Origin of the sequence: Actinopolymorpha sp. B11F2, assembly GCF_040195635.1 — a bacterium.
In the GTDB taxonomy this organism is placed as follows: Bacteria; Actinomycetota; Actinomycetes; order Propionibacteriales; family Actinopolymorphaceae; genus Thermasporomyces.
The window spans coordinates 258,894-278,338 of sequence record NZ_JBEFTX010000008.1 but is presented as its reverse complement, the minus strand read 5'-3'; the positions used below and the strand labels follow the sequence as shown (position 1 = coordinate 278,338).

At 69.5% G+C, this 19,445-nt stretch carries 18 protein-coding genes and 1 other RNA gene; 5 read left to right on the top strand and 14 right to left on the bottom strand.

The genetic code is table 11. The features are described 5' to 3' along the window. Nucleotides 1–87: 87 nt before the first annotated feature. From ABN034_RS17180 to infC, 4 genes are all read right to left on the bottom strand, one after another. Complete coding sequence (locus tag ABN034_RS17180; RefSeq protein ID WP_349692004.1) at nucleotides 88–948, bottom strand: TrmH family RNA methyltransferase; 861 nt, start codon at nucleotides 946–948, stop codon at nucleotides 88–90. A gap of 47 nt (nucleotides 949–995) precedes the next feature. Continuing rightward, nucleotides 996–1,373, bottom strand: coding sequence for a 50S ribosomal protein L20 (rplT, locus tag ABN034_RS17175; RefSeq protein ID WP_349329243.1), 378 nt, complete (start codon nucleotides 1,371–1,373; stop codon nucleotides 996–998). Between the two features lie 135 nt (nucleotides 1,374–1,508). Beyond that, the gene (gene rpmI, locus ABN034_RS17170) at nucleotides 1,509–1,694 is read right to left on the bottom strand and encodes a 50S ribosomal protein L35 (protein WP_502879057.1); all 186 of its coding nucleotides are present in this window, start codon (nucleotides 1,692–1,694) and stop codon (nucleotides 1,509–1,511) included. 123 nt (nucleotides 1,695–1,817) lie between these two features. Continuing rightward, nucleotides 1,818–2,522, bottom strand: a complete 705-nt coding sequence (gene infC, locus ABN034_RS17165; protein WP_349692002.1) for a translation initiation factor IF-3 — start codon at nucleotides 2,520–2,522, stop codon at nucleotides 1,818–1,820. Nucleotides 2,523–2,960: 438 nt separating this feature from the next. Here infC and ABN034_RS17160 point away from each other — a divergent pair, with 438 nt between their 5' ends. Further along, nucleotides 2,961–3,629: a uridine kinase family protein gene (locus ABN034_RS17160; protein WP_349692001.1), complete on the top strand. Its 669-nt coding sequence runs from the start codon at nucleotides 2,961–2,963 to the stop codon at nucleotides 3,627–3,629. A 105-nt stretch (nucleotides 3,630–3,734) separates the two neighbouring features. On the opposite strand, the gene ABN034_RS17155 is transcribed toward ABN034_RS17160, so the two are convergent. Then, nucleotides 3,735–4,976, bottom strand: a complete 1,242-nt coding sequence (locus ABN034_RS17155; RefSeq protein WP_349692000.1) for a CaiB/BaiF CoA transferase family protein — start codon at nucleotides 4,974–4,976, stop codon at nucleotides 3,735–3,737. A gap of 292 nt (nucleotides 4,977–5,268) precedes the next feature. On the opposite strand from ABN034_RS17155, the gene ABN034_RS17150 reads away from it, so the two are divergent. The 4 genes from ABN034_RS17150 (at nucleotide 5,269) to ABN034_RS17135 (ending at nucleotide 10,184) form a co-directional block, all read left to right on the top strand. After that, a complete protein-coding gene (locus tag ABN034_RS17150) occupies nucleotides 5,269–7,137 on the top strand; it encodes an ABC transporter ATP-binding protein (RefSeq protein WP_349691999.1) in 1,869 nt (622 codons plus the stop codon). Next, the gene (locus ABN034_RS17145; protein ID WP_349691998.1) at nucleotides 7,130–8,911 is read left to right on the top strand and encodes an ABC transporter ATP-binding protein; all 1,782 of its coding nucleotides are present in this window, start codon (nucleotides 7,130–7,132) and stop codon (nucleotides 8,909–8,911) included. The genes ABN034_RS17150 and ABN034_RS17145 overlap by 8 nt, the downstream gene beginning before the upstream one ends. Nucleotides 8,912–9,133: 222 nt before the next feature. Beyond that, nucleotides 9,134–9,262 carry a hypothetical protein gene (locus tag ABN034_RS17140; RefSeq protein WP_349691997.1) on the top strand — a complete coding sequence of 43 codons (129 nt, stop codon included), beginning with the start codon at nucleotides 9,134–9,136 and terminating at the stop codon, nucleotides 9,260–9,262. A gap of 13 nt (nucleotides 9,263–9,275) precedes the next feature. After that, nucleotides 9,276–10,184 (top strand): PP2C family protein-serine/threonine phosphatase, encoded by a 909-nt coding sequence (locus ABN034_RS17135; protein WP_349691996.1) that lies wholly within the window; start codon nucleotides 9,276–9,278, stop codon nucleotides 10,182–10,184. Between the two features lie 165 nt (nucleotides 10,185–10,349). Here the strand turns inward: ABN034_RS17135 and rnpB are convergent. The 9 genes from rnpB to ABN034_RS17090 all read right to left on the bottom strand — a co-directional run bounded on the left by rnpB (nucleotide 10,350) and on the right by ABN034_RS17090 (nucleotide 19,427). Then, nucleotides 10,350–10,769: RNase P RNA component class A (rnpB, locus tag ABN034_RS17130), an RNA gene on the bottom strand. Nucleotides 10,770–10,963: 194 nt separating this feature from the next. Further along, the gene (locus ABN034_RS17125; protein WP_349691995.1) at nucleotides 10,964–12,157 is read right to left on the bottom strand and encodes a bifunctional RNase H/acid phosphatase; all 1,194 of its coding nucleotides are present in this window, start codon (nucleotides 12,155–12,157) and stop codon (nucleotides 10,964–10,966) included. 13 nt (nucleotides 12,158–12,170) lie between these two features. Continuing rightward, a complete protein-coding gene (locus ABN034_RS17120) occupies nucleotides 12,171–12,980 on the bottom strand; it encodes a zinc ribbon domain-containing protein (RefSeq protein WP_349691994.1) in 810 nt (269 codons plus the stop codon). Beyond that, nucleotides 12,911–13,801: a Nif3-like dinuclear metal center hexameric protein gene (locus ABN034_RS17115; RefSeq protein ID WP_349691993.1), complete on the bottom strand. Its 891-nt coding sequence runs from the start codon at nucleotides 13,799–13,801 to the stop codon at nucleotides 12,911–12,913. Before ABN034_RS17115 ends, ABN034_RS17120 begins: the two co-directional genes overlap by 70 nt. Before the next feature lie 167 nt (nucleotides 13,802–13,968). Beyond that, nucleotides 13,969–15,177, bottom strand: a complete 1,209-nt coding sequence (locus ABN034_RS17110; protein ID WP_349691992.1) for an alpha/beta hydrolase family protein — start codon at nucleotides 15,175–15,177, stop codon at nucleotides 13,969–13,971. Nucleotides 15,178–15,202: 25 nt separating this feature from the next. Next, nucleotides 15,203–16,468 carry a lactate racemase domain-containing protein gene (locus tag ABN034_RS17105; RefSeq protein ID WP_349691991.1) on the bottom strand — a complete coding sequence of 422 codons (1,266 nt, stop codon included), beginning with the start codon at nucleotides 16,466–16,468 and terminating at the stop codon, nucleotides 15,203–15,205. Nucleotides 16,469–16,522: 54 nt separating this feature from the next. Beyond that, on the bottom strand, nucleotides 16,523–17,371 hold the full coding sequence (locus ABN034_RS17100; RefSeq protein WP_349691990.1) for a sugar phosphate isomerase/epimerase family protein: 849 nt from the start codon (nucleotides 17,369–17,371) through the stop codon (nucleotides 16,523–16,525). Beyond that, nucleotides 17,368–18,459: a Gfo/Idh/MocA family protein gene (locus ABN034_RS17095; RefSeq protein WP_349691989.1), complete on the bottom strand. Its 1,092-nt coding sequence runs from the start codon at nucleotides 18,457–18,459 to the stop codon at nucleotides 17,368–17,370. Before ABN034_RS17095 ends, ABN034_RS17100 begins: the two co-directional genes overlap by 4 nt. Before the next feature lie 119 nt (nucleotides 18,460–18,578). Further along, on the bottom strand, nucleotides 18,579–19,427 hold the full coding sequence (locus tag ABN034_RS17090) for a sugar phosphate isomerase/epimerase family protein (protein WP_349691988.1): 849 nt from the start codon (nucleotides 19,425–19,427) through the stop codon (nucleotides 18,579–18,581). Nucleotides 19,428–19,445 lie beyond the last annotated feature (18 nt).

The window sequence follows — 19,445 nt, the reverse complement described above, 5'->3', positions numbered from 1 at the left end:
GCCGGCAAATGACCACGCTGAGCAGGTCTGCAGCACCCGAGCCATGCATCGACGCCTGGTCCGATGCGGCTGACCTGCTCAGCGTGGTCATTTGCCGCGAACCACCGGGGCACCCGAGTCGGATCGGCAGCCGCCAGGCGCACGCTGGGCCCGAGCAGAGGCGTAGAGGCAGACGGCGGCCGCAGTAGCGAGGTTGAGGCTCTCGGCGCGACCGTAGACAGGCACGCGGACCACGGCATCGACCAACCCACGTGTCGCCGACGGCAGGCCCCAGGCCTCATTGCCGAAGATCCAGGCCGTCGGCCCGGCGAGCAGGCCCCGCTCACCCGCGACTTCCAGGTCGATCTCGCCCGCGCCGTCGGCGGCGAGCACCCTCACCCCTCCCGCCCGCAGCGACGCGACCCCCTCGGCCGTCGGCATGCCCACCGCGACCGGGAGGTGGAACAGGCTGCCCGCGGACGCACGGACACATTTCGGGTTGTAGACATCGACCGACGCATCCGTGAACACCACCCCGTCAGCGCCCGCAGCGTCCGCGCACCGCAGGACCGTGCCCGCATTGCCCGGATCACGAACCTGCGCCAGGACCGCGACCAACGAGGGCGCCGCGTCTACTACCTCGGAATAGGCCACGTCGACAAAGCAGCACACCGCCAGGACACCTTGCGGGGTCACCGTCTGCGCGAGGCTGTCGAAGACCTCACCGGACACCAGGCGTACGGGGACGTCGCCTCGCTCGGCGGCGGCGATCAACTCGGGATAACGCTGCGTCGCCGGAGCCGTCGCGAAGAGCTCCCGCACGATCCCGGGAACCGCGAGCGCCTCGCACACTGCCTGCGGGCCCTCAGCCAGGAACTGTCGGCCCCGCGACCGGAACGCCCGCTTCACAAGGCGCCGTGCAGCGACCACACGGCTGGCGCGCAGGTCGGTGAGCTCCGGGCCGGCCACGGACATCAACGTCGGTCGCGAATCGTCGGTGTCGTACGAATCTGCCGTCAGGCCGCGGCGTCGGTTTCGGCGGGCAGTGCCTTCCTGGCCACCTCGACCAGTGCCGCGAACGCCGGAGCGTCGGTGACGGCGAGATCAGCGAGGATCTTCCTGTCCACCTCGACGCCGGCGGCCTTCAGACCCTGGACGAACCGGTTGTAGGTCATACCGTTCTGCCGGGCCGCGGCATTGATCCGGGTGATCCACAGCCGCCGGAAGTCGCCCTTGCGCGCCCTGCGGTCGCGGTAGGAGTAGACGAGGGAGTGGGTGACCTGCTCCTTTGCCTTGCGGTAGAGGCGCGAGCGCTGGCCGCGGTACCCCTTGGCCCTCTCGAGGATTTCGCGACGCTTCTTGTGGGCGTTGACCGCCCGCTTCACGCGTGCCACTGGCGTACTCCTTGCTCGGGTGTGCCGCGCACAGCTGGAACGCGGCGTGGTTCATGGTCGGGTCTGGTGGGACGGCCCTGGGGGGTCGGTGTGGTGGTACGACCGCCGTTGCGGGCCTGAGGCCGTGCGGCCGCGTCAGCGCGCGAGAAGCCTCTTGATCTTCTTCTTGTCAGAGGATGCCGCCTCGACCGCCGGCGCGAGTCGCCGCGAAACCTTGGCCGCCTTCTTCTCCATCTTGGCGCTCCGGCTTGCCCGGTTGTGCATGAGCTTCCCGCTGGCGGTCACCCGGAAGCGCTTCTTGGCCCCGCTGTGGGTCTTCATCTTCGGCATGGTCGTCCCTTGGCTGGAGGCGTCGAGGGCACAATCCGCACCCGACGTGATGCTTGGTCGTACGTGGCCGCCGGTCAGGGACCAGATCCCCGGCCGGGCGACCCGGTGGTGGTGTTACTCGACGTCCGCCGTCTGCGGCGTGCGCTCGGCCCGCTCCTGCGGTGCGGTCCGCTCGGCGCGTTCGGCCGCCCGGTCCGCCTCGCGTTCGGCGGCCCGGCGGGCCTTGTCGGCCTCGATGTCTGCCCGCGCCTCCGACTTCCGCTTGTGCGGCGTGACGACCATGATCATGTTCCGGCCGTCCTGGCGGGGCTGGGATTCGACATACCCGAGATCGTCGATGTCTTCGGCCAGTCGCTGCAGGAGCCGGAAGCCCAGTTCGGGCCGGCTCTGCTCGCGTCCACGGAACATGATCGTGATCTTGACCTTGTCCCCCTGGCGAAGGAACCGCACCACGTGACCCTTCTTGGTCTCGTAGTCGTGCGGGTCGATCTTCGGGCGGAGCTTCATCTCCTTGATGACCGTCTGGGCCTGGTTACGTCGAGCTTCCCGGGCCTTTTGAGCGGTTTCGTACTTGAACTTTCCGAAGTCCATCAGTTTGCAGACCGGCGGCCTGGCCGTCGGGGCGACCTCGACAAGGTCGAGATCGGCCTCCTGCGCCAGGCGCAACGCATCGTCGATACGTACGATGCCGACCTGCTCCCCTGCAGGTCCGACGAGTCGGACCTCGGGAACCCGGATCCGCTCATTGACGCGAAGCTCTGTGGCGATGAGGACCCTCCTGAGTGGTAGACGATGGCTGGTGGCCGCCGGTCCGGACACCTCGCAAATGGTGAGAACACGAAAAAGGCTCCCGTGCTCTCGTCACGGAAGCCATCACCCGGTGCATGCGGTGGGCACCAGCCCGGAGACTGGAGTGCCGCACGGGCCGCCTGGTAGCACTCGCGAGGAGCGCCGGGCGGCCGGCCGGACCCGACGATCACTGCCGATCGCTGCGGGTGGGAGATGACCTCCGCTTTGGGACCTGGTCGGGTACGCGGAACGCACCTGGCCAGATCGGCCGGCTGTAAGCCTACCAAAGCTCTCAGCGTCTGCTCGTCCGCGCCTTCTCGCAGGTCGCGCGGTAGGGCCCCGACGCTTCGGCCGAGAACCGCCGGACGAACGCCACGCCCACGCCGGCGCCATCGACACTGGTGCGGCAGGGCGAGACGGTAACCGGTCCGAGGCATCGCGAGCATCGGTCATCTACGCTTGCCGGCCGTGGCTGAGTCCCGCGACCGCACGAGCCCTGACCCGGCGGTAGGCAGGTCACCGGAGACCTTCGCCAGCGCGGTACATCCACTTGCCGCGGTGGCCCGACACATCCTGGTCGAGGCGCCGCGTCTCGGTCCGGTGCGGCTGGTCTGCGTCGACGGTCCGACCTGTTCCGGCAAGACGACCCTCGCCGGCAGGCTGGCGAAGGTACTCGGCGACGTCCCGGTGGTCCACATGGACGACCTGTACGAAGGATGGGACGGGCTGCCTGGTGTGGCGGCCCGACTCGAGACGTGGTTGCTCGGCCCGCTGCGTACCGGCGCGCCGGCGCGCTACCGGCGCTACGACTGGACCGCCGGCACGTTCGCCGAATGGCATGCCGTACCCGCCTGCCCGGCGCTGGTCGTCGAGGGGGTTGGCTCGGCCGCGCGAGTCGTCGACGGCCATGCCGTCTGCAAGATCTGGGTGGAGGCACCGACCGAGACCAGGTATGCCCGCGGCATGGTCCGCGACGACGGCGGCTTCGGGCCTTACTGGGACACCTGGGCAGCGGCGGAACGCCGACATTTCACCGTGGAGCAGACCAGGGACCGGGCGGACCTCATCGTCGACGGCGCGCCGACGGTGGCGTACGACCAGGAGGCCGAGGTCGTGGTCACGGCCTGGCGCCGATGACCACCTCCCGACCCGTCACTGCAGGGCCGCGCCTCAGAGCGGGTCGGCTCGTCAGTACGGATCAGCGCATCAGTACGGATCGGCGCATCAGGACAGATCAGCGCATCAGGTGGACGGATCAGCGCCCCGGGACGGATCAGCGGCTGAGAACGGGTCGGGGTCGGCGGTAGCCTCCGCCGCCTCGACCTCGTCGAGCCACTCGAGCACCGCGTCCGTGTGTTGGCCCAGTGTCGGCGGCGCGAGGTTGGCTTCCTGCCCACCGGCATAGGCGTTGTCGTCCAGCCGGATCGCCGGTCCGGGAATCGCGATCCGGCCCAGCGAGGCGTGCTCCACGTCGACCACCAGACCCTGGGAGCGCGTCTGGTCCCACTCGTACACCTGGTCGAGCGTCTTGACCTCACCGGCGGGCACCCCGACCTCCGAAAGCTTGGGCAGCAGACGGTCGGTCGGCCACTGTGCGAACGCGGCCTCGACGGCGGCGATCACCGCGTCCCGGTTGTCGACGCGGTCGGCGTTGGATGCGTACCCCTCGGCGTCTGCCGGGAGGTCGAACGCCGCCGCGAACCGTCGCCACAACCCTTCGCTCCCCACGGAGATCTGCACGATGCCGTCGGCCGCGTGGAACAACCCGTAGGGACAGATGGAAGGGTGGTGGTTGCCCTGGGCGTGGGCGACCTCGCCCGCCACGGTGTAGCGAGTTCCCTGGTACGCGTGCACACCGACGATCGCCGCGAGCAGGGACGTACGCACGATCCGCCCGCGCCCGGTACGGGCCCGTTCGTGCAGGGCCGCGACGACACCGTAGGCGCCGTACATCCCCGCCAGCAGGTCGGCGATCGGCACCCCGACCCGGATCGGCTCTTCCGGACTCGGCCCGGTGATGGACATCAGCCCGCCCTCCCCCTGGGCGATCTGGTCGTAGCCGGCGCGCATCCCTTCTGGCCCGTCATGGCCGAACCCGGTGATGGAAAGGACGACGAGCCGCGGGTTGAGTCTCGTCAGCTCGTCCTCAGCAAAGCCGAGCCGGGTGAGTACGCCGGGCCGGAAGTTCTCCACGAGCACGTCGGCCTGGCGTAGCAGGCGGCGCAGCTGCCGACGGCCGTCATCGGACTTGAGGTCGAGGGTGATGGACTCCTTGTTCCGGTTGCAGGACAGGAAGTATGTCGCCTCGGGTGCGGCCTCCGGTCCGACGAACGGTGGACCCCAGCCGCGGGAATCGTCACCTCCGTCTGGGTTTTCGACCTTGATCACGCGCGCGCCGAGGTCGCCGAGCATCATGGCGGCGTGCGGACCGGCGAGGGCCCGGGACAGGTCGATGACAAGAACGTCCGACAACGGTCCGGGCACGAACGCACCTCTTTCCCTCGGCTTCACATGTCATCACAGCTGGATCGCCACCAAGGCCATGGCATCACCACCACATCTACACCGTGGGCTCGGAGCTCGTCGAGGACGCCGCCCTCGCGCTCGTGTCCGCGACGACGTGCCTCGGGCTTGTCGACCTTTCCACACAGCGCGCCGATGACTACAGTGCGGGGCCGTACAGCTACCAATGGAGGTGTCACAGCTGTCCCGGTTCAGGGGTCTCAAGGCACTTGGCCTACTTCTCTGGCGAGCAGACCGGGCTCTCATGGTCTGGATGGCGATCCTCACGCTCGTGCTCGGCCTGCTGCCCAACGCGACCGTCCTCGCGACCGGCATGCTCGTGGCCGCACTTCCGGCAGCCGTCGACGAGGGAATCGCCTCCACCGCCGGACGCCACGCCCTGCTCGCCCTCGGCCTGGTGACGGCCGGCTTCTTCGCCAGTGGCCTCGGCCTCGCGTGCGCGCGACTGCTCTGCGAGGTCATGAACACCAGGCTCATGCAGGTGGTGTCCCACACCGCCGGAACTGCGTACCTCGCGCCGAAGAACATCGCCGAACTCGAGAGCCCCGAGGTGGCCGGAGATCTCGACGCCATCCGCGACTTCGAACGCACCGGCCTCTACGTCCAGACCGCCTGGGCGCTCCGCATCGTCGTCTCCATGCGCATCGCCGGTATCGGGGCCGCTGTCATCCTCGTCACCTTCGCCTGGTGGGCTCCCGTCGTCCTGATCGCGGGCTGGTTCGTCGCCAACCGGGGCGCGAGCCGGTGGATGGAACGCGGTTTCGCCGCCACCAGGACGGAGGGTGGTGGCCAGCTCCGACGGTCGGAGTACCTTCGCGGGCTGGCCACGGGACACTCTGCCGCCAAGGAGGTACGCGTCTTCGGGCTGTCCGAGTGGGTCGTCGCCGAATACACGAGGACCTGGCTGGAGGCGATGTCGGCGGTCTGGCGGGCGCGGCGTACCAACGTGCGGGGCCTCGCCCTCGGTACCACCGCTGTCGTCGGTGCGCATGGCGTCGTGTTCGCGGCACTGGGCTGGCAGGCCAGCCAGGGCGACTTGAGCGTCGGCACTCTGACGGTGTACGGCCTGGCGGCACTCGGCATGGGCGAGTTGGGATTTCTGGGTGAGCCGCAGTGGCGGGTGGGGCGGGCGGCGGCACTCGCCCGGCAACTCCTCGATCTTGAGAAGCGCCTCGGTGTCGATGACAGGGCCGGCGTCGATGACAGGGCCGGTGTCGATGACAGGGCCGGTGTCGATGACAGGGCCGGTGTCGACGGGCCCGCTCCGCGGCGGGACGGCGATCCCCCACTTCGTCCGTCCACGGCAGGCGGGCCGGCTGACATTTGTCTCGAAGGGGTCCGCTTCAGCTATCGCGGCGGGAGCCGGCCGGTGCTCGCAGGTCTCGACCTCCACGTCCCCGCGGGTCAGTCCCTCGCCATTGTCGGCCTCAACGGTGCCGGCAAGACCACGCTGACCAAGCTCATCTGCGGACTGTACGCGCCAGACGCTGGACGCGTCAGCGTCGACGGCAGGGACCTGCGTACCTTCGATCCCGCCCAGCTCCGGACCCGCCTGGGTGTCATCTTCCAGAGCTTCATCCGGTACGAACTGTCGCTCCGCGAGAACGTCGGGTTCGGCAGTCTCGACCTTCTCGACAAGCCGCATGAGCTGGAGTCGGCTCTCCGCGACGCGGGTGGCCTCGACCTGCTCGCGGAGATGCCGGCCGGATGGGACACGGTTCTCGCCCGTGGCTACCCCGATGGCGTGGACCTGTCCGGTGGACAGTGGCAGAAGGTCGCGCTGGCCAGGGCGCTCGCGGCCATCCGGGGCGGAGCCGGGCTGCTGATCCTCGACGAGCCGACGGCCAATCTCGACGTACGCGCCGAGGCCGAGCTCTTCGACCGTTTCCTCGCCCTGACCCGCGACACCACGACGATCCTGGTCTCGCACCGGCTCTCCAGCGTGCGCCATGTCGACCGGATCGTCGTCCTCGACGACGGCAGGATCGTCGAGGACGGCAGTCACGACGAGCTGATGGCGACGGGTGGGAACTACGCGACGATGTTCACCCTGCAGGCCCAGCGCTTCGACGACGAGCCGAAGGACGGGGAACCTGCCGTGGAGGGGACCGCACATGCGTGAGCGTTGGCGCGAGATCTCCCTGCTGGTGCGTACGGCCGTCCGTACGGATCCGTGGCGGTCGCTGGGCACGGCGCTGGAACCGCTCGGCGCGTTGATGTACCCCTTGTTCGGTTGGTTTCTCGGCGTCCTCGCAGACGGCGTACTCGACCGTGACGGCACCCAACTGGTGGCCGGTTCGATCGGTCTGCTCGTCACCATCGGCCTGCGATATGTCTCCGCCTACGTCGCGACGGGCATCCGGGTGCGGCTGTCCGAGCGGGTGGGTTTCGCGTTCGACCGCGAGATCAGCCGCCTCTCGAGCGAGCTGCCAGGGATCGAGCACCACGAACGCGGCGACTACCAGGACCGGATCGAGCTGCTACGCCAGAGCCAGGGCGTACTCGGCCAGTCGCTGAACAGCCTCGTCACCACGACGACGGCGCTGGTCGGCGCACTGGGGACTGGCGTGGTGCTGGTGATGCTCCACCCGTTCATCCTGCTGCTGGTGCTGTTCGCGCTTCCGGCGTTCCCGATCGCGAGCCTCCAGCAGCGTTGGCATGCCGCGGCGGAGGCGGAGTCGGCCACACCTGGGCGGTTGGCCCGCCACCTGCGTGGTCTCGCCGTCGACCAGGCCGCCGCGCCGGAGCTGCGGGTGTTCGGCCTGCAGCGTGAAGTGCTGGGACGGATGAACTCAGCGTGGGCCGACGCCCGTCGTCCCATCCACCGGGCACAGGTGAAGGAGACCTTCACCGGCGGCCTCCGTTCGTTGCTCTTCGCGGTCGGGTTCGCCCTCGCGGTCGGGTTCGTGTTGTGGCAGGCCAGCCGTGGCGCGGCAAGGCCCGGTGAAGTGATCACCGCCGTGATCGTCTGCGAACGCGTGCAGAACCAGGTGCTCGGCCCGGCGTACAGCGTGGCCGGGCTCGGCCGGGTGCTCCGCGCGGCCGGCCGACTGCTGTGGCTCCAGGACTACGCGGCGAAGGTCATGGCAGGTGGCACCGGGACACTGCCCGCACCGGCACGGCTGGACGAGGGAATCCGGTTCGAGCACGTGTCCTTCCGGTATCCCGGCACCGACACCTGGATCCTGCGGGACGTGTCGATCCACCTGCCGGCCGGCAGTGTGGTGGCACTGGTCGGCGAGAACGGCGCCGGCAAGACGACGCTGGTCAAGCTGCTCTCACGGATGTACGAACCCACCGAGGGCAGGATTCTCGTCGAGGGCCAGGACCTCGCGCGGATCGACCTCGCGCAGTGGCGGGCCAGGCTGTCCGCGGCGTTCCAGGACTTCGCCCGCTTCGAACTGCTCGCACGTCACGCCGTCGGTGTGGGTGACCTCCCGCGTTATGACGATGCCGGGGCCGTCCACGACGCCCTGGAACGCGCCGGCGCGAGCGATGTCCTCGAGCGCCTGGATAACGGAGCGGACACCCAGCTGGGCTCGAGCTGGCCCGGCGGAACCGACCTGTCGACCGGGCAGTGGCAGAAAGTTGCTCTGGGGCGGTCGTCGATGCGCTCCGAACCCCTGGTCCTGTTCCTCGACGAGCCGACGGCGAGCCTGGACGCACCGACCGAACACGCCCTGTTCGAGCGGTTCTCGGCGGCGGGCCAGGCCGGGACGGCGCACGGCGCGATCACCGTCCTCGTCTCGCACCGGTTTTCGACCGTGCGCTCGGCGGACCTGATTCTCGTCGTCGACGACGCCAGGGTCAGCGAGTGGGGCAGCCACGACGAGCTCATGAAGCGCTCCGGCCTCTACGCCGAGCTCTACACCCTGCAGGCCGACGCCTACCGCTGAGCACCGCAACCGGCCGCCGAGACCCTGGAAGCACGCCGGGTCTTCCTCGCGGCCGGTGCTGACGGCATGCAGTGCCGAGGAGGCGCCTCAACCGGGACCTATGCCGCGCTGGAGGGCGGACTCGACTACTCCGAACTCAACGCCCGCGCCGGCACACCGTAATCTGTACCGCACGTCTGGCCGGTGCAACGACGCACAGCTCGCTTCAGGCGTACTCATCAGATGAGGAAACGCTTACGCGGCGGCGACGCCGCGTGGCACGATGACCTGCACTACCGGCCAGGCGACGGGAACTTCCGGTTCCACCGCGGGCTCCGGCTGCGCCGACCCTGGCCGATGCAGGTGACGTGACTGGAGGATGCTCATGCGTTTCGCGTACTCCGCAGAGAGCGACCTCGGTCATGTGCGCGACAACAACGAAGACGCCGCCTTCGCCGCACCACACCTGCTGGTCGTCGCCGACGGCGTGGGAGGTCAGGCGGCCGGGGAAGTCGCGTCGGCCACGGTCGCGTTCGTGATGAGCACGATCTCTCTGCGGGCCATCACCTCACCGGGGGATCCGGTGGACCTGCTCGTCGTCCTCCGCCAGACGATCGAACGCGCCCTCCATACCCTCAGCGACGGCGTGGACGCGGACCAGGCACGCGCCGGCATGGCGACCACAATGACCGCGATCCTCACCGACGGTACGAGGTTCGCGCTGGCGCACGTCGGGGACTCCCGCGCGTACCTTCTGCGCGCTGGCGAGCTCAAGCAGCTGACGACCGACCACACCTACGTCCAGGTCCTCCTCGACAAGGGATCGATCACCCCGGAGGAAGCAAAGGTCCATCCACACCGGTCGGTCGTCACCCGCTACGTCAACGCCACCGACCAGCACGAGCCGCAGCTCACCATGCTCGATCTCCGGGAGGGCGACCGGCTGCTGCTGTGCAGTGACGGGCTCACCGACTTCATCTCCGACGAGCGCCTCGGTGCTGACCTTGGAGGGATGCCAGCCGACGGAGCCGCGGAGTCGCACCCCACCGCCGCGACCTCGCCCGACGAGGCGGGTGGGTCACCGAAGAAGGTCGGTGGCTCACCGGACAACGCGGTGGAGCGGCTCATTTCGTCCGGTCTCGCCGCGGGTGGGCGGGACAACATCACCTGCGTGGTGGCTGACGTCGAGGCCGATGACCTCGACCTGGCGAACCGGCCGGCGGCCCGGCGGATCGGAGCCCTTGCCGACCCGGAGAACGTCATCGACCTCGCGACGGCCGAACGCGCCGGATAACAACCGCGGCTCCACTCAGCGCTTTGCCGGCCTGGCCGTCCGGGGCCTCGCCCGTGATCATGAAGGTTCTGTGCAGCGCACGCCGTGCCGTGACCGCTGGTGCACGACGGTGACCGGGCCTCACCGCAGCCGGGCCCTCACCGCAGCCGGGGCCCACTGGCGATGTGGACGAGCCGGCCTGTAAGCCGGATTCTGTGAGCGGCGGCCATCCCTCTAGGGCCACCGTTGCCGGTGACCTCCAGCGGCCTACCCGCAGGCTCGGGCGGGCAGCCCTCGAACGCCTGCGCGGGCGCGGACACCGAAGCGTCCGTACCCTTCTTGGCCTTGCTCCAGGTGGGGTTTACCGAGCCGTCCGGGTCACCCCGGACGCTGGTGGTCTCTTACACCACCGTTTCACCCTTACCCGCACCCCCGGTCGAGCATCGTCGACCAGGGGCCGCTGGCGGTTTGTTTTCTGTGGCACTGTCCCGCGGGTCGCCCCGGGTGGGTGTTACCCACCACCTTGCCCTACGGAGTCCGGACTTTCCTCGGCGAGACACAGACCGCATGGGTCCTGCATCCCGACGCGACCGCCCGGCCGGCTCGTCCTTCACCAAGCGTAGCGAGCCGGCGAGCGCCACGATTCCCGACGCCTCCCGCACGGCCGTGTGGCCGATGCGGCATCCCGTGCGGGGAAGCGGTCAACCGAGCCGGAAGGCCAACCACTTACTCCGCACCAAACGCGGCATGCAGCAGCGTCGGGTCGCCGGCGCACGTGAGGCCCGTGCAGCCGAGAGTGGTCAGCTGGGTACCGAATCGACGACGCCGTACGAACGAAGAGAGGCCATCCCGTCGGCGTACCACCGGACCTCGCTTCGCGAACCCGGCGGCAGCTCCATCCGGAAGACGGCGCGGAGCGGGACGTCCAGGGCGAGGCAGACGAGCAGTTTGATCGGCGTCACGTGCGTCACGACGGCGATCGTCCGTCCGGCGTACGAGCTCACCAGGCGGTCGAGCGCGGCCCGCACACGCAGATGCACCGAGTCGAAGGACTCCCCGCCCGGCGGCGCCACCGTTGTCGAGGCCAGCCAGTCCTGGAGTGCCGCGGGCCAGCGCGCCCGCACCTCGGAGAAGGTGAGGCCGTCCCACTCGCCGAACGCCGTCTCGGCCAGCCCGTCCTCAACGGTCGCGGAAATCCCGAGCGCGCCGGCAATGACGCCGGCGGTCTCCCGCGTGCGCCGCAGCGGTGAGGTCACCAGCGCGTCGACGCCACGACCCACGAGCGCGGCGGCGACACCCTCGGCCTGCTGCCGCCCCCGGTCGGTCAGCGGCACGTCCTCGCCGCCGGATCCGCTGAACCGTTTGGCGAGCGAGCGGGAGGTCTCACCGTGCCGGACGAGAATCAGGGTCGTCGGCGGGCTGGAAGTCTCGCCCCATCCGGTTTCGGGCACGCTCGACCGGTCCCCCGGCGCGGGTTGCGGCACGGCCGTGGGTTGCCCACCGTGGTCGGGCGGCGCGACAGCGGTGGTGGCGGCGGCGTCGCCACCGAGCACGGTCCAGATCGGCTCGCCACCGTCGAGCACCCGGTTGAGCAGCGCGTCGGCGGCTGAGTTCCGCTCCCTCGGCACATGGGTCCACGTGACGTGGGCCGGCATCAGCCGCCGCGCCTCCATGGCGAGCTGGCGCATATCGGCGTGCTTGATCTTCCAGCGGCCGGCCATCTGCTCGATGACGAGCTTGCTGTCCATCCGTACGTCGACGCTCGCCTCCGGATCGACCTCGCGGGCGAGTTGGAGTCCGGCAATCAGGCCGCGGTACTCGGCGACGTTGTTGGTGGCCGTCCCGATCGCGTCGGCCGCCTCGGCGAGGACGGCGTGAGACGCGGGATCGCGGACCAGTGCGCCGAAGGCGGCCGGACCCGGGTTGCCGCGCGAGCCACCGTCGGCCTCGACGATGAGTGTGCGACGGCCCGTCGGTGCCGTTGGAGCAGTCATCGGACCGACTCTCTCAGGCGTTCGCGTCGAGGGCCCGGATCAGGATCCGTCCACACTCCTCGCAGCGCATGACCTGCTCGGGCGGTGCCGCCGCGATCTTCGCGAGATAGCTCGCGTCGAGCTCCATCCGGCAGCCCTCGCAGCGCCGCTGCCGCAGGGGTGCCGCGCCGACGCCGCCCCGCTGCGTACGACTCTTCTCGTACGCCGCCAGGAGCTCTGCGGTGATGCCGCCCGCCGCGTCGGCGCGTTCCTTTCGAGCCTGCTCGGCTTCGGCGTCGATCTCGGAGTACGCCTGGTCACGGGCCTGTTCGGTCTCGGCAATCGTGGTGTCGAGGGCGGAACGCCTGGCCTGCAGCTCGGCGTGCCGGGCGGTCGCGGACTCGAGACGTTCCATGATCTCGAGTTCGACGTCTTCGAGATCGGACTGGCGCTTGGTGAGGGACTCGATCTCGTGCTGGAGGCTCTCCAGCTCCTTCGGCGAACCGACCTGTCCGGACTGGAGCCGCTTCTCGTCGCGTGCCTTGCGGCTGCGGACCTGTTCGACATCGGCGTCGGCCTTGCGCTGCTCGCGGGCGAGGTCGCTGGCCTCGGTCTCGGCGGCGACGGTCGCGGTTTCGAGCTCCCGACGTTCGGTGTGCAGGCGTTCGACCTCGGCGGCCTGCGGGACGGTGCGCCGGCGATGTGCCAGCTGGTCGAGGCGCGAGTCGAGTACCTGGACGTCGAGCAGCCGGAGCTGGACGAGAGGGTCGGCGTTCAGTGGATGTTCCCTTCCTGATCGCGGTGGCCGGCCGCGGGGACCGCACTGGGGACGTGGAGGGTCCACGGGTCTGTGCATGTCGTCGAGACGCGGGTCTCCACCGTAGTGCCCCGCTGCGCGAGTGCACGCACGAGTCGGCCGGCCGCGTCGGCCAGCCATGGCCACTCGCTGGCCCAGTGCGCGACGTCGACGAGGGCGGGCGCGGCGGGGTACTGTCCGGCCTCCGACGCTGGGTGGTGTCGCAGGTCGGCGGTGACGTACGCATCGACACCGACCGCCCGCACGAGATCGAGGTAGGAGTCGCCCGCGCCACCGCAGACCGCCACCGTGGCAATGCTCCGGTCGGGATCGCCGGCCACGCGGACGCCGTGTGCCGTCGGGGGCAGCGCGGAGGCCACGCGGTCACGGAAGGCGTCCAGGCGTTCGGCACGTGGGAGGGAACCGATCCGTCCGGTGCCGAGCCCCGGTGCGTCGGGACGCGGATCGAGCGGACGCAGTTCGGTCAGCCCGAGCGCGGCGGCGAGGGCGTCCGACACGCCCGGAGCGGCGGCATCGGCATTGGTGTGGCACACGTGGAGCGCGATCCCGCGAGTGAGCATCCGATGCACAAGCGTGCCCTTGGGTGTCGTCGCCGCCACACCGTGGACGCCCCGGAGGAACAGCGGATGGTGGGCGACCATCAGGTCGGCGGACCATGCGATCGCCTCCTCGACCACCTCACCCACCGGGTCGACGGCGAAGAGCACCCGCGCGATCGAGGCGTCCGGATCTCCGCAGACGAGGCCCACCGCGTCCCAGTCGGCCGCCCAGCTCGGGTCGTAGAGCTCGTCGAGCACCTGCCCAACCTGGCGCAGCGTCGGCGGTGCGGGTGAGCTCTCGGTCGGCACCGGGCCAGGCTAGTACGCCCCCGTGCCGCGCCCGCAAATGACCACGCTGAGCATGCCAGCGGAACCCCACCATGCATGGACGCATGGTCGTGGTTCCGCTGGCATGCTCAGCGTGGTCATTTGCCGCTCAGCGTGGTCATTTGCGGCTCAGCGTGGGCGGAGGCGAGTCAGACGCGGGTGGGGAGGTGGCGGTCGGCGGCGTCGGCGAAGCGTTCCCAGTCGTACGCCGTCATGGCGTGGCCGCCGGGCCTGATGTGGTAGCCGATCCGGCTGGGCACAGGCGACGAGACCGGCGGCATCGACGTCGCGCCGATCCCCTCGACGCCGAGCAGCCGGTAGACGGGATCGGCGTAGCGAGCGCCGAGAAACTCGCCGTGCGGATCGGCCCAGGTGTCGTCCTCGGCACTCGCGACGTAGACCGGACGCGGGGCGACCAGTGTCACCAACAGGTGCTGGTCGAACGGCAATGTCTCCTCCCGCCCGGCGTACCCTGCGAAATTGCCGCAGAACCAGCGCGGGAACCGCGACGTGATCGCATCGACGGTCTCTCCGACCAGCCGCCGCGACAGCGCGACGCCGCCGCAGCCGGAGTTGTTGGAGACTGCCATCGCGAAGCGCAGATCCTGGGCGGCGGCCCACAGCGCTGCCTTGCCGAGCCGCGAGTGCCCGACGACGATCACCCGCATGGCGTCGACGCGGGAATTGCCGACGAGGTAGTCCATCGCCCGGCTGAGCCCCCAGGCCCAGGCGCCCAACGATCCCCAGCGCTCGCCGGCCGGTCGCGCCGCATCGGCAGCGAGGAACACCGGATGGCGCAGAATGCCGAAGCGCCCTGTCCAGTGGCCCGCGTCCGCGTTGCCGGTGGCCGGGCCGTCGACGTCCGGCTCGATCTCCTCGTAGCACAGGGTCGCGACGCCGTAGCCGCGCTCGACGAGATGCGCGAGGGGCCACGGCTCCCCCTGCCCGCCGACCTCGACCTCGTGGTTGCCGCGGAAGTTGAGGGCGAGGAACAGCGGCACCGGCCCGGCCGCGCCGTTCGGCAGGTGGACCAGCAGGTTGAGGGTGGGCTCCGCGCCGACCGGCGCGTCGCCAGGCGACCCGAACGCAAGCCTAACCTCGATCCGGGTCGACCTCCCGTCCAGTGCGGTCGCGTCCTCGGATCTCACCTGCGTACCCATGGGCAGCGTCACCTGGGGCGTCACGCCGTACATCTGGCGCGCGAACAGGCCCATCAGCTCTGGTCGGCGGCGTTCGAACCACTCCGCCGCGCTCGTCACCCGGAACCCGTCCAGGCAGACGAAGGGATCCGGTAGCCCGCCCGGCACCGACAGTTCTGCCTCGGGCACCTTCAACCACCCACCTGCGACGCGCGTCATGACGCCACCTTCATCCGGACGACAATCATCCGGACGACTTCAGCCGGAACAGGATCTCGCCGGCGTTGTGCACCACGAGGGTGTCGGGATCGCGCTCCCACTCGGCCGGATCGATGGTCGCCGGGTCGCGGTAGTCGAGCCCGAGCGCGCGGGTCCGCGCCTCGTCGAGCCCGGTCGCGAGCGTCACCCTGACCCGGCAGCGCTCACCGAGGGACGGATCGTAGGAACCATCGCCTCGCAGGTGGGTGGAGTGCGCGAGCACCGAACGCGACACATCGGCGAACCTCTCCCACTGACCGGTGAAGTAGTCGCGGCAGTGGTAGCCGATCTTCTCGATGAGTGCACCGTGCGTGCGGCTGACCTCGTGGACGTGCGGCGCGTGGACCACGACCTCGCCGCCGTCGGCGACGATCGGCTCGACCTTGTACATCCCCTTGCTGGCGGTCCACAGCTCGTCGTAGCGCTCCGACACGAGCGACAGCACCCGCCGGACCGGCTTCTCCAGATAGCGGACGTGGGTCTGCGCCGACACCTTCGCCGACGCCGCCCACGCGTCCTCTGGCGTGCCGAACGCCAACGAGTGCAAATCCTTCGTGCCGGACGCGACCACCGCCGCGAGGCACAGCCGCTCCGAAGGGATCATCGCGGCGGCCCGGTCGATCACCGCCCGCACAGGCGTCACACCAGGCATCCCGATGATCCCGGTGTTGCCGATCAACGCGCCGAGCCAGTGGGTGAGGTCGATGATCTCCCGGCCGGCGACGCCGGGGAAGAAGTACTTGTTGCCGCCGGAGAAGCCCACCACCTCGTGCGGGAAGACCGGCCCCATGACCAGCACCACATCGTGGTCGACGACGTGCCGGTTGACGGTGACCGTCACCGGCTCCTCGAACCGCCCTTCGGCGAGCGTTGCCACCTCGCGGGCCGGCAGCTCACCGACGGAGACCAGCGCCTCGGGGATCCACCACTCGTGGTTGACGACCGTCGTACGCGGAAAGGTCTCGGCCAGCCGGCCCTCCGCGTACCCGAGGTGTGCGGCCAACTGCGCTTCGTCCATCGGTGGATGCGTTCCCAGTGCGATGAGAACGGTGAGCCGGCTCACCCGCCCGTCCACGGCGTCGTGGACCGCGCGCAGCAGCAGCGGCAGCGGGCACGACCGGGTGGAATCCGGAATCACCACGCACAGGCTCCGCCCGTCGAGCGGGACCGAACGCAAGCGCTCGTTGACGAAGTGTCGGGCCTCGTCGGCCGACACGGAGCGGCCCGGGCCTCCGATCAGCTCAGCGCTCACATGGCTCCGTCTCGTTGGTGCCCGGCTGTTCCCAGGATCGGCCAGGCCGGCTGGTCAGCTGGAGATCTCCTTGAGGTACGCCAGATTGTCGCGCACCTTCTCCTCCAGCGGCACCTCGGTCGAGAAGTCCTCGACCGACACCCAGCCGTCGTAGCCGTACTCCTTCAGGTGCTGGAACAGCCGCGGAAGGTTGCCGACCCCGTGCCGCATCGGCGCCCAACCCCACGTCCAGTCGGTTCGGTCGGCGCCGTCGACCTTCGTCGCCACCGGCGCGGCGTTCTTCACGTGGACGTGCGCCAGGTGCTCGCCCAGGATCTCCAGACTCCACGGGTCGTATTCGTACCCCTCCTGGAGCATGTTGCCGATGTCGTGGATGACCCCGACGTGGGCGGGATCGAAGTCCTCGACGAAGCGCTTCGCCGCCGACGCGCTGGACGTCAGGGACTGGTGGTGCAGCTCGACCAGGGCCTTGACGCCGTACTGGGCGGACAACTCGGCGACCTTGGCGTACTCCTTGCGCCGCTGGGTGAACGCGGCGTTGTAGCCCTCGGGTCCGGGCTTGCCGACCGTGACCCGCATCTGCGTCACCCCGAGGGCGGACACCCCGCGCATGAGGCGTTCGACGTCGCCGATCTCGTCGCAGCGGGCGTACGCACCGACCGACGGCATGCCGAGTCCGGCCTTCTCGGTGATCTCTCGGATCCGCGGGACGTCCTCCTCGAACGACGACAGCGGCCAGGTGCACTTGTTGCCCGACCAGAATCCGCCGCCCGAGCCCGACGCCGGCGGCTTCTGGTCGACGACCCGCCACTCGACACCGTCCCAGCCCTGGGCCGCGAGCCTGGTGACGGCCTCCTCCGGCGTCCACTCGGGCAGGCTCGCGGTGAAGACGGCAAACTTCATGAAGTCAGCTCCTTGATCTTGACCGGGCTCTGCGTCCGTGCGGACTCGTAGATACCGCGGATGAGGGCGAGGGTGCGGATCCCCTGTTCGACGGTCACCATCGGCGGGCGGCCCTGCTCGACCGCATCGAGGAAGTCCGCGAACTGGGTCGAGTGCGATGTGGCGGTGAGCCCGGCGACGGTCGGCTCGTCGTCATCGGACTTCTCCGCGCCGTAGCCGTGTTCGGCAAGGACGGCCTCGGCCTGGTTGGCCCGGCCACCAGCGCCGTAGGCGTAGGCGTCGCTCTGTTCGTCGGCCGCGTGGTAGTAGGTGAGCTTGTTCTGGTCGATCACGGCCGAGCCGCGGTCCCCGTGTACCCGCACATGGGTGCTCAGGCCGGGGTAGGCGGCTGTGGTGCCGTGAACGACACCGAGTGCGCCGTTCGCGAACCGCACTGTCGCGACCGCGGTGTCCTCCACCTCGATCCGCTCGTGGGCAAGCAACCCGGCCACGGCGTAGACCTCGACGGGCTCCCCCAGGAACCAGGTGAACAGGTCGATCGTGTGGATGCCCTGGTTCATCAGAGCGCCGCCGCCGTCGAGTGCCCAGGTACCGCGCCAGTCGCCGGAGTCGTAGTAGCCCTGGCTGCGCCACCACGACATGACGGCGTTCCCCGAGGTGAGGGTGCCGAACTTCCCCGCCTCGAGGGCCTCGTGGACGATCAGGCTCGCCGGGTCGTGGCGGTGCTGACTCACGACCATCACCGTCCGGTCCGAACGTTGCTCGGCCTCCTGGATCCGGCGGGCGGCGTCGAGGCGAATCTCGATCGGTTTCTCGACGATGACGTGCTTGCCGGCGTCGATCGCGGCGACGGCCGCGTCGGCGTGCAGGCCGCTCGGCGTCCCGATGGTCACCGCGTCGACGTCCGAGCGCGCGAGCGCCTCGTCGACGGAGGTCAACGCGTCGACCCCGAGCTCACCGGCAAGCTTCTGAGCCCGCTCGGGGACGACGTCCACGACGGCGGCGAGCTCGGCACGTGGGCCCAACGCCTGAATCGTCTGTGCGTGGGTGCGACCGATCACTCCAGCGCCGATCACCGCGAATCGCATGCAAAGCCCCTTCTGCGTCGGAGGACCCCGTCGATCAGTTGTACGGACTCAGCCGTACGGACTGAGGAGGAACGAATTCAGTTGTACGGACCCAGTTGTCCGCACCCAGCGGTACGGACTCAGTTGTACGGGATGCCGTCGGCGGCGAGCAGACCTGTGAACGCCTTCGTCGCCTTCGCGAACAGCTCAGGACCGGAGAAGCCGCCGGACTCCCCCATGTAGGCCAGGTGCGGCTCCATCGAAAAGTACCTGTCCTGGGAGTGTTCGCCGGCGCCGAAGCTGTCGTCGCGAAGGGCACGGATGGTCTCGGGGATCTGGCCGTCGCCCTCCCCCGCCGGGACGACCCGCCCCTCGGCCCGGACGGCGTCCTTGATCTGGAGGTACTCGATGTAGGGCCGCAGGCTCGCGAACCCGTCGGTGAACGGCGCGACGTCACAGAGGACGAAGTTCGCGGGATCCCAGACCAGTTGCAGCTTGTCCGACCCGACCGACTCCACGAGGTCGAGGCAGCGGGACGGGATGTCGCCGTAGATCTTGCGTTCGTTCTCGTGGGCGAGGATCACGTCGTGGCCCTCCGCGCGGGCCGCGAGCGCGGACATCCGGCGAAGCACCTCGTCGCGGTGCTTGCCCGGGTCGTCGCCGTCCGGCATCCAGAACGAGAAGATCCGGATGTACGGTGCGGAGAACTCATCAGCCACCCACAGCGCCCGGTCGAATCGCGCGAGGTGCTCGTCGAAGTCGTCGTGGATGCCGACCTTGCCGATGGGCGATCCGACCGCCGACATCGAAATGCCGTGCTGGGTCATGAGCTTCTTCAGCTCGGCAATCTGGTCGTCGGAGAGGTCGAGGACGTTGACGCCCCATGCGCTGCGGAACTCGACGTACCTGATCCCCAGCGCGTTCAAGGTCCGGAACTGGGTGGTCGGGTCAGGGTCGATCTCGTCGGCGAATCCGGAGAGGGTCCACATCGTTGGCGTTCGGCTCCT

Bases quoted from the DNA above. Each gene is read 5' to 3' on its own strand.
- ABN034_RS17145 (WP_349691998.1), top strand. From the start codon at position 7,130: ATGCGTGAGCGTTGGCGCGAGATCTCCCTGCTGGTGCGTACGGCCGTC.
- ABN034_RS17135 (WP_349691996.1), top strand. From the start codon at position 9,276: ATGCGTTTCGCGTACTCCGCAGAGAGCGACCTCGGTCATGTGCGCGAC.
- ABN034_RS17090 (WP_349691988.1), bottom strand. From the start codon at position 19,427: ATGTGGACCCTCTCCGGATTCGCCGACGAGATCGACCCTGACCCGACC.
- ABN034_RS17150 (WP_349691999.1), top strand. From the start codon at position 5,269: ATGGCGATCCTCACGCTCGTGCTCGGCCTGCTGCCCAACGCGACCGTC.
- ABN034_RS17110 (WP_349691992.1), bottom strand. From the start codon at position 15,177: ATGACGCGCGTCGCAGGTGGGTGGTTGAAGGTGCCCGAGGCAGAACTG.
- ABN034_RS17140 (WP_349691997.1), top strand. From the start codon at position 9,134: ATGAGGAAACGCTTACGCGGCGGCGACGCCGCGTGGCACGATGACCTG.
- ABN034_RS17125 (WP_349691995.1), bottom strand. From the start codon at position 12,157: ATGACTGCTCCAACGGCACCGACGGGCCGTCGCACACTCATCGTCGAG.
- ABN034_RS17095 (WP_349691989.1), bottom strand. From the start codon at position 18,459: ATGCGATTCGCGGTGATCGGCGCTGGAGTGATCGGTCGCACCCACGCA.
- ABN034_RS17100 (WP_349691990.1), bottom strand. From the start codon at position 17,371: ATGAAGTTTGCCGTCTTCACCGCGAGCCTGCCCGAGTGGACGCCGGAG.
- rpmI (WP_502879057.1), bottom strand. From the start codon at position 1,694: ATGAAGACCCACAGCGGGGCCAAGAAGCGCTTCCGGGTGACCGCCAGC.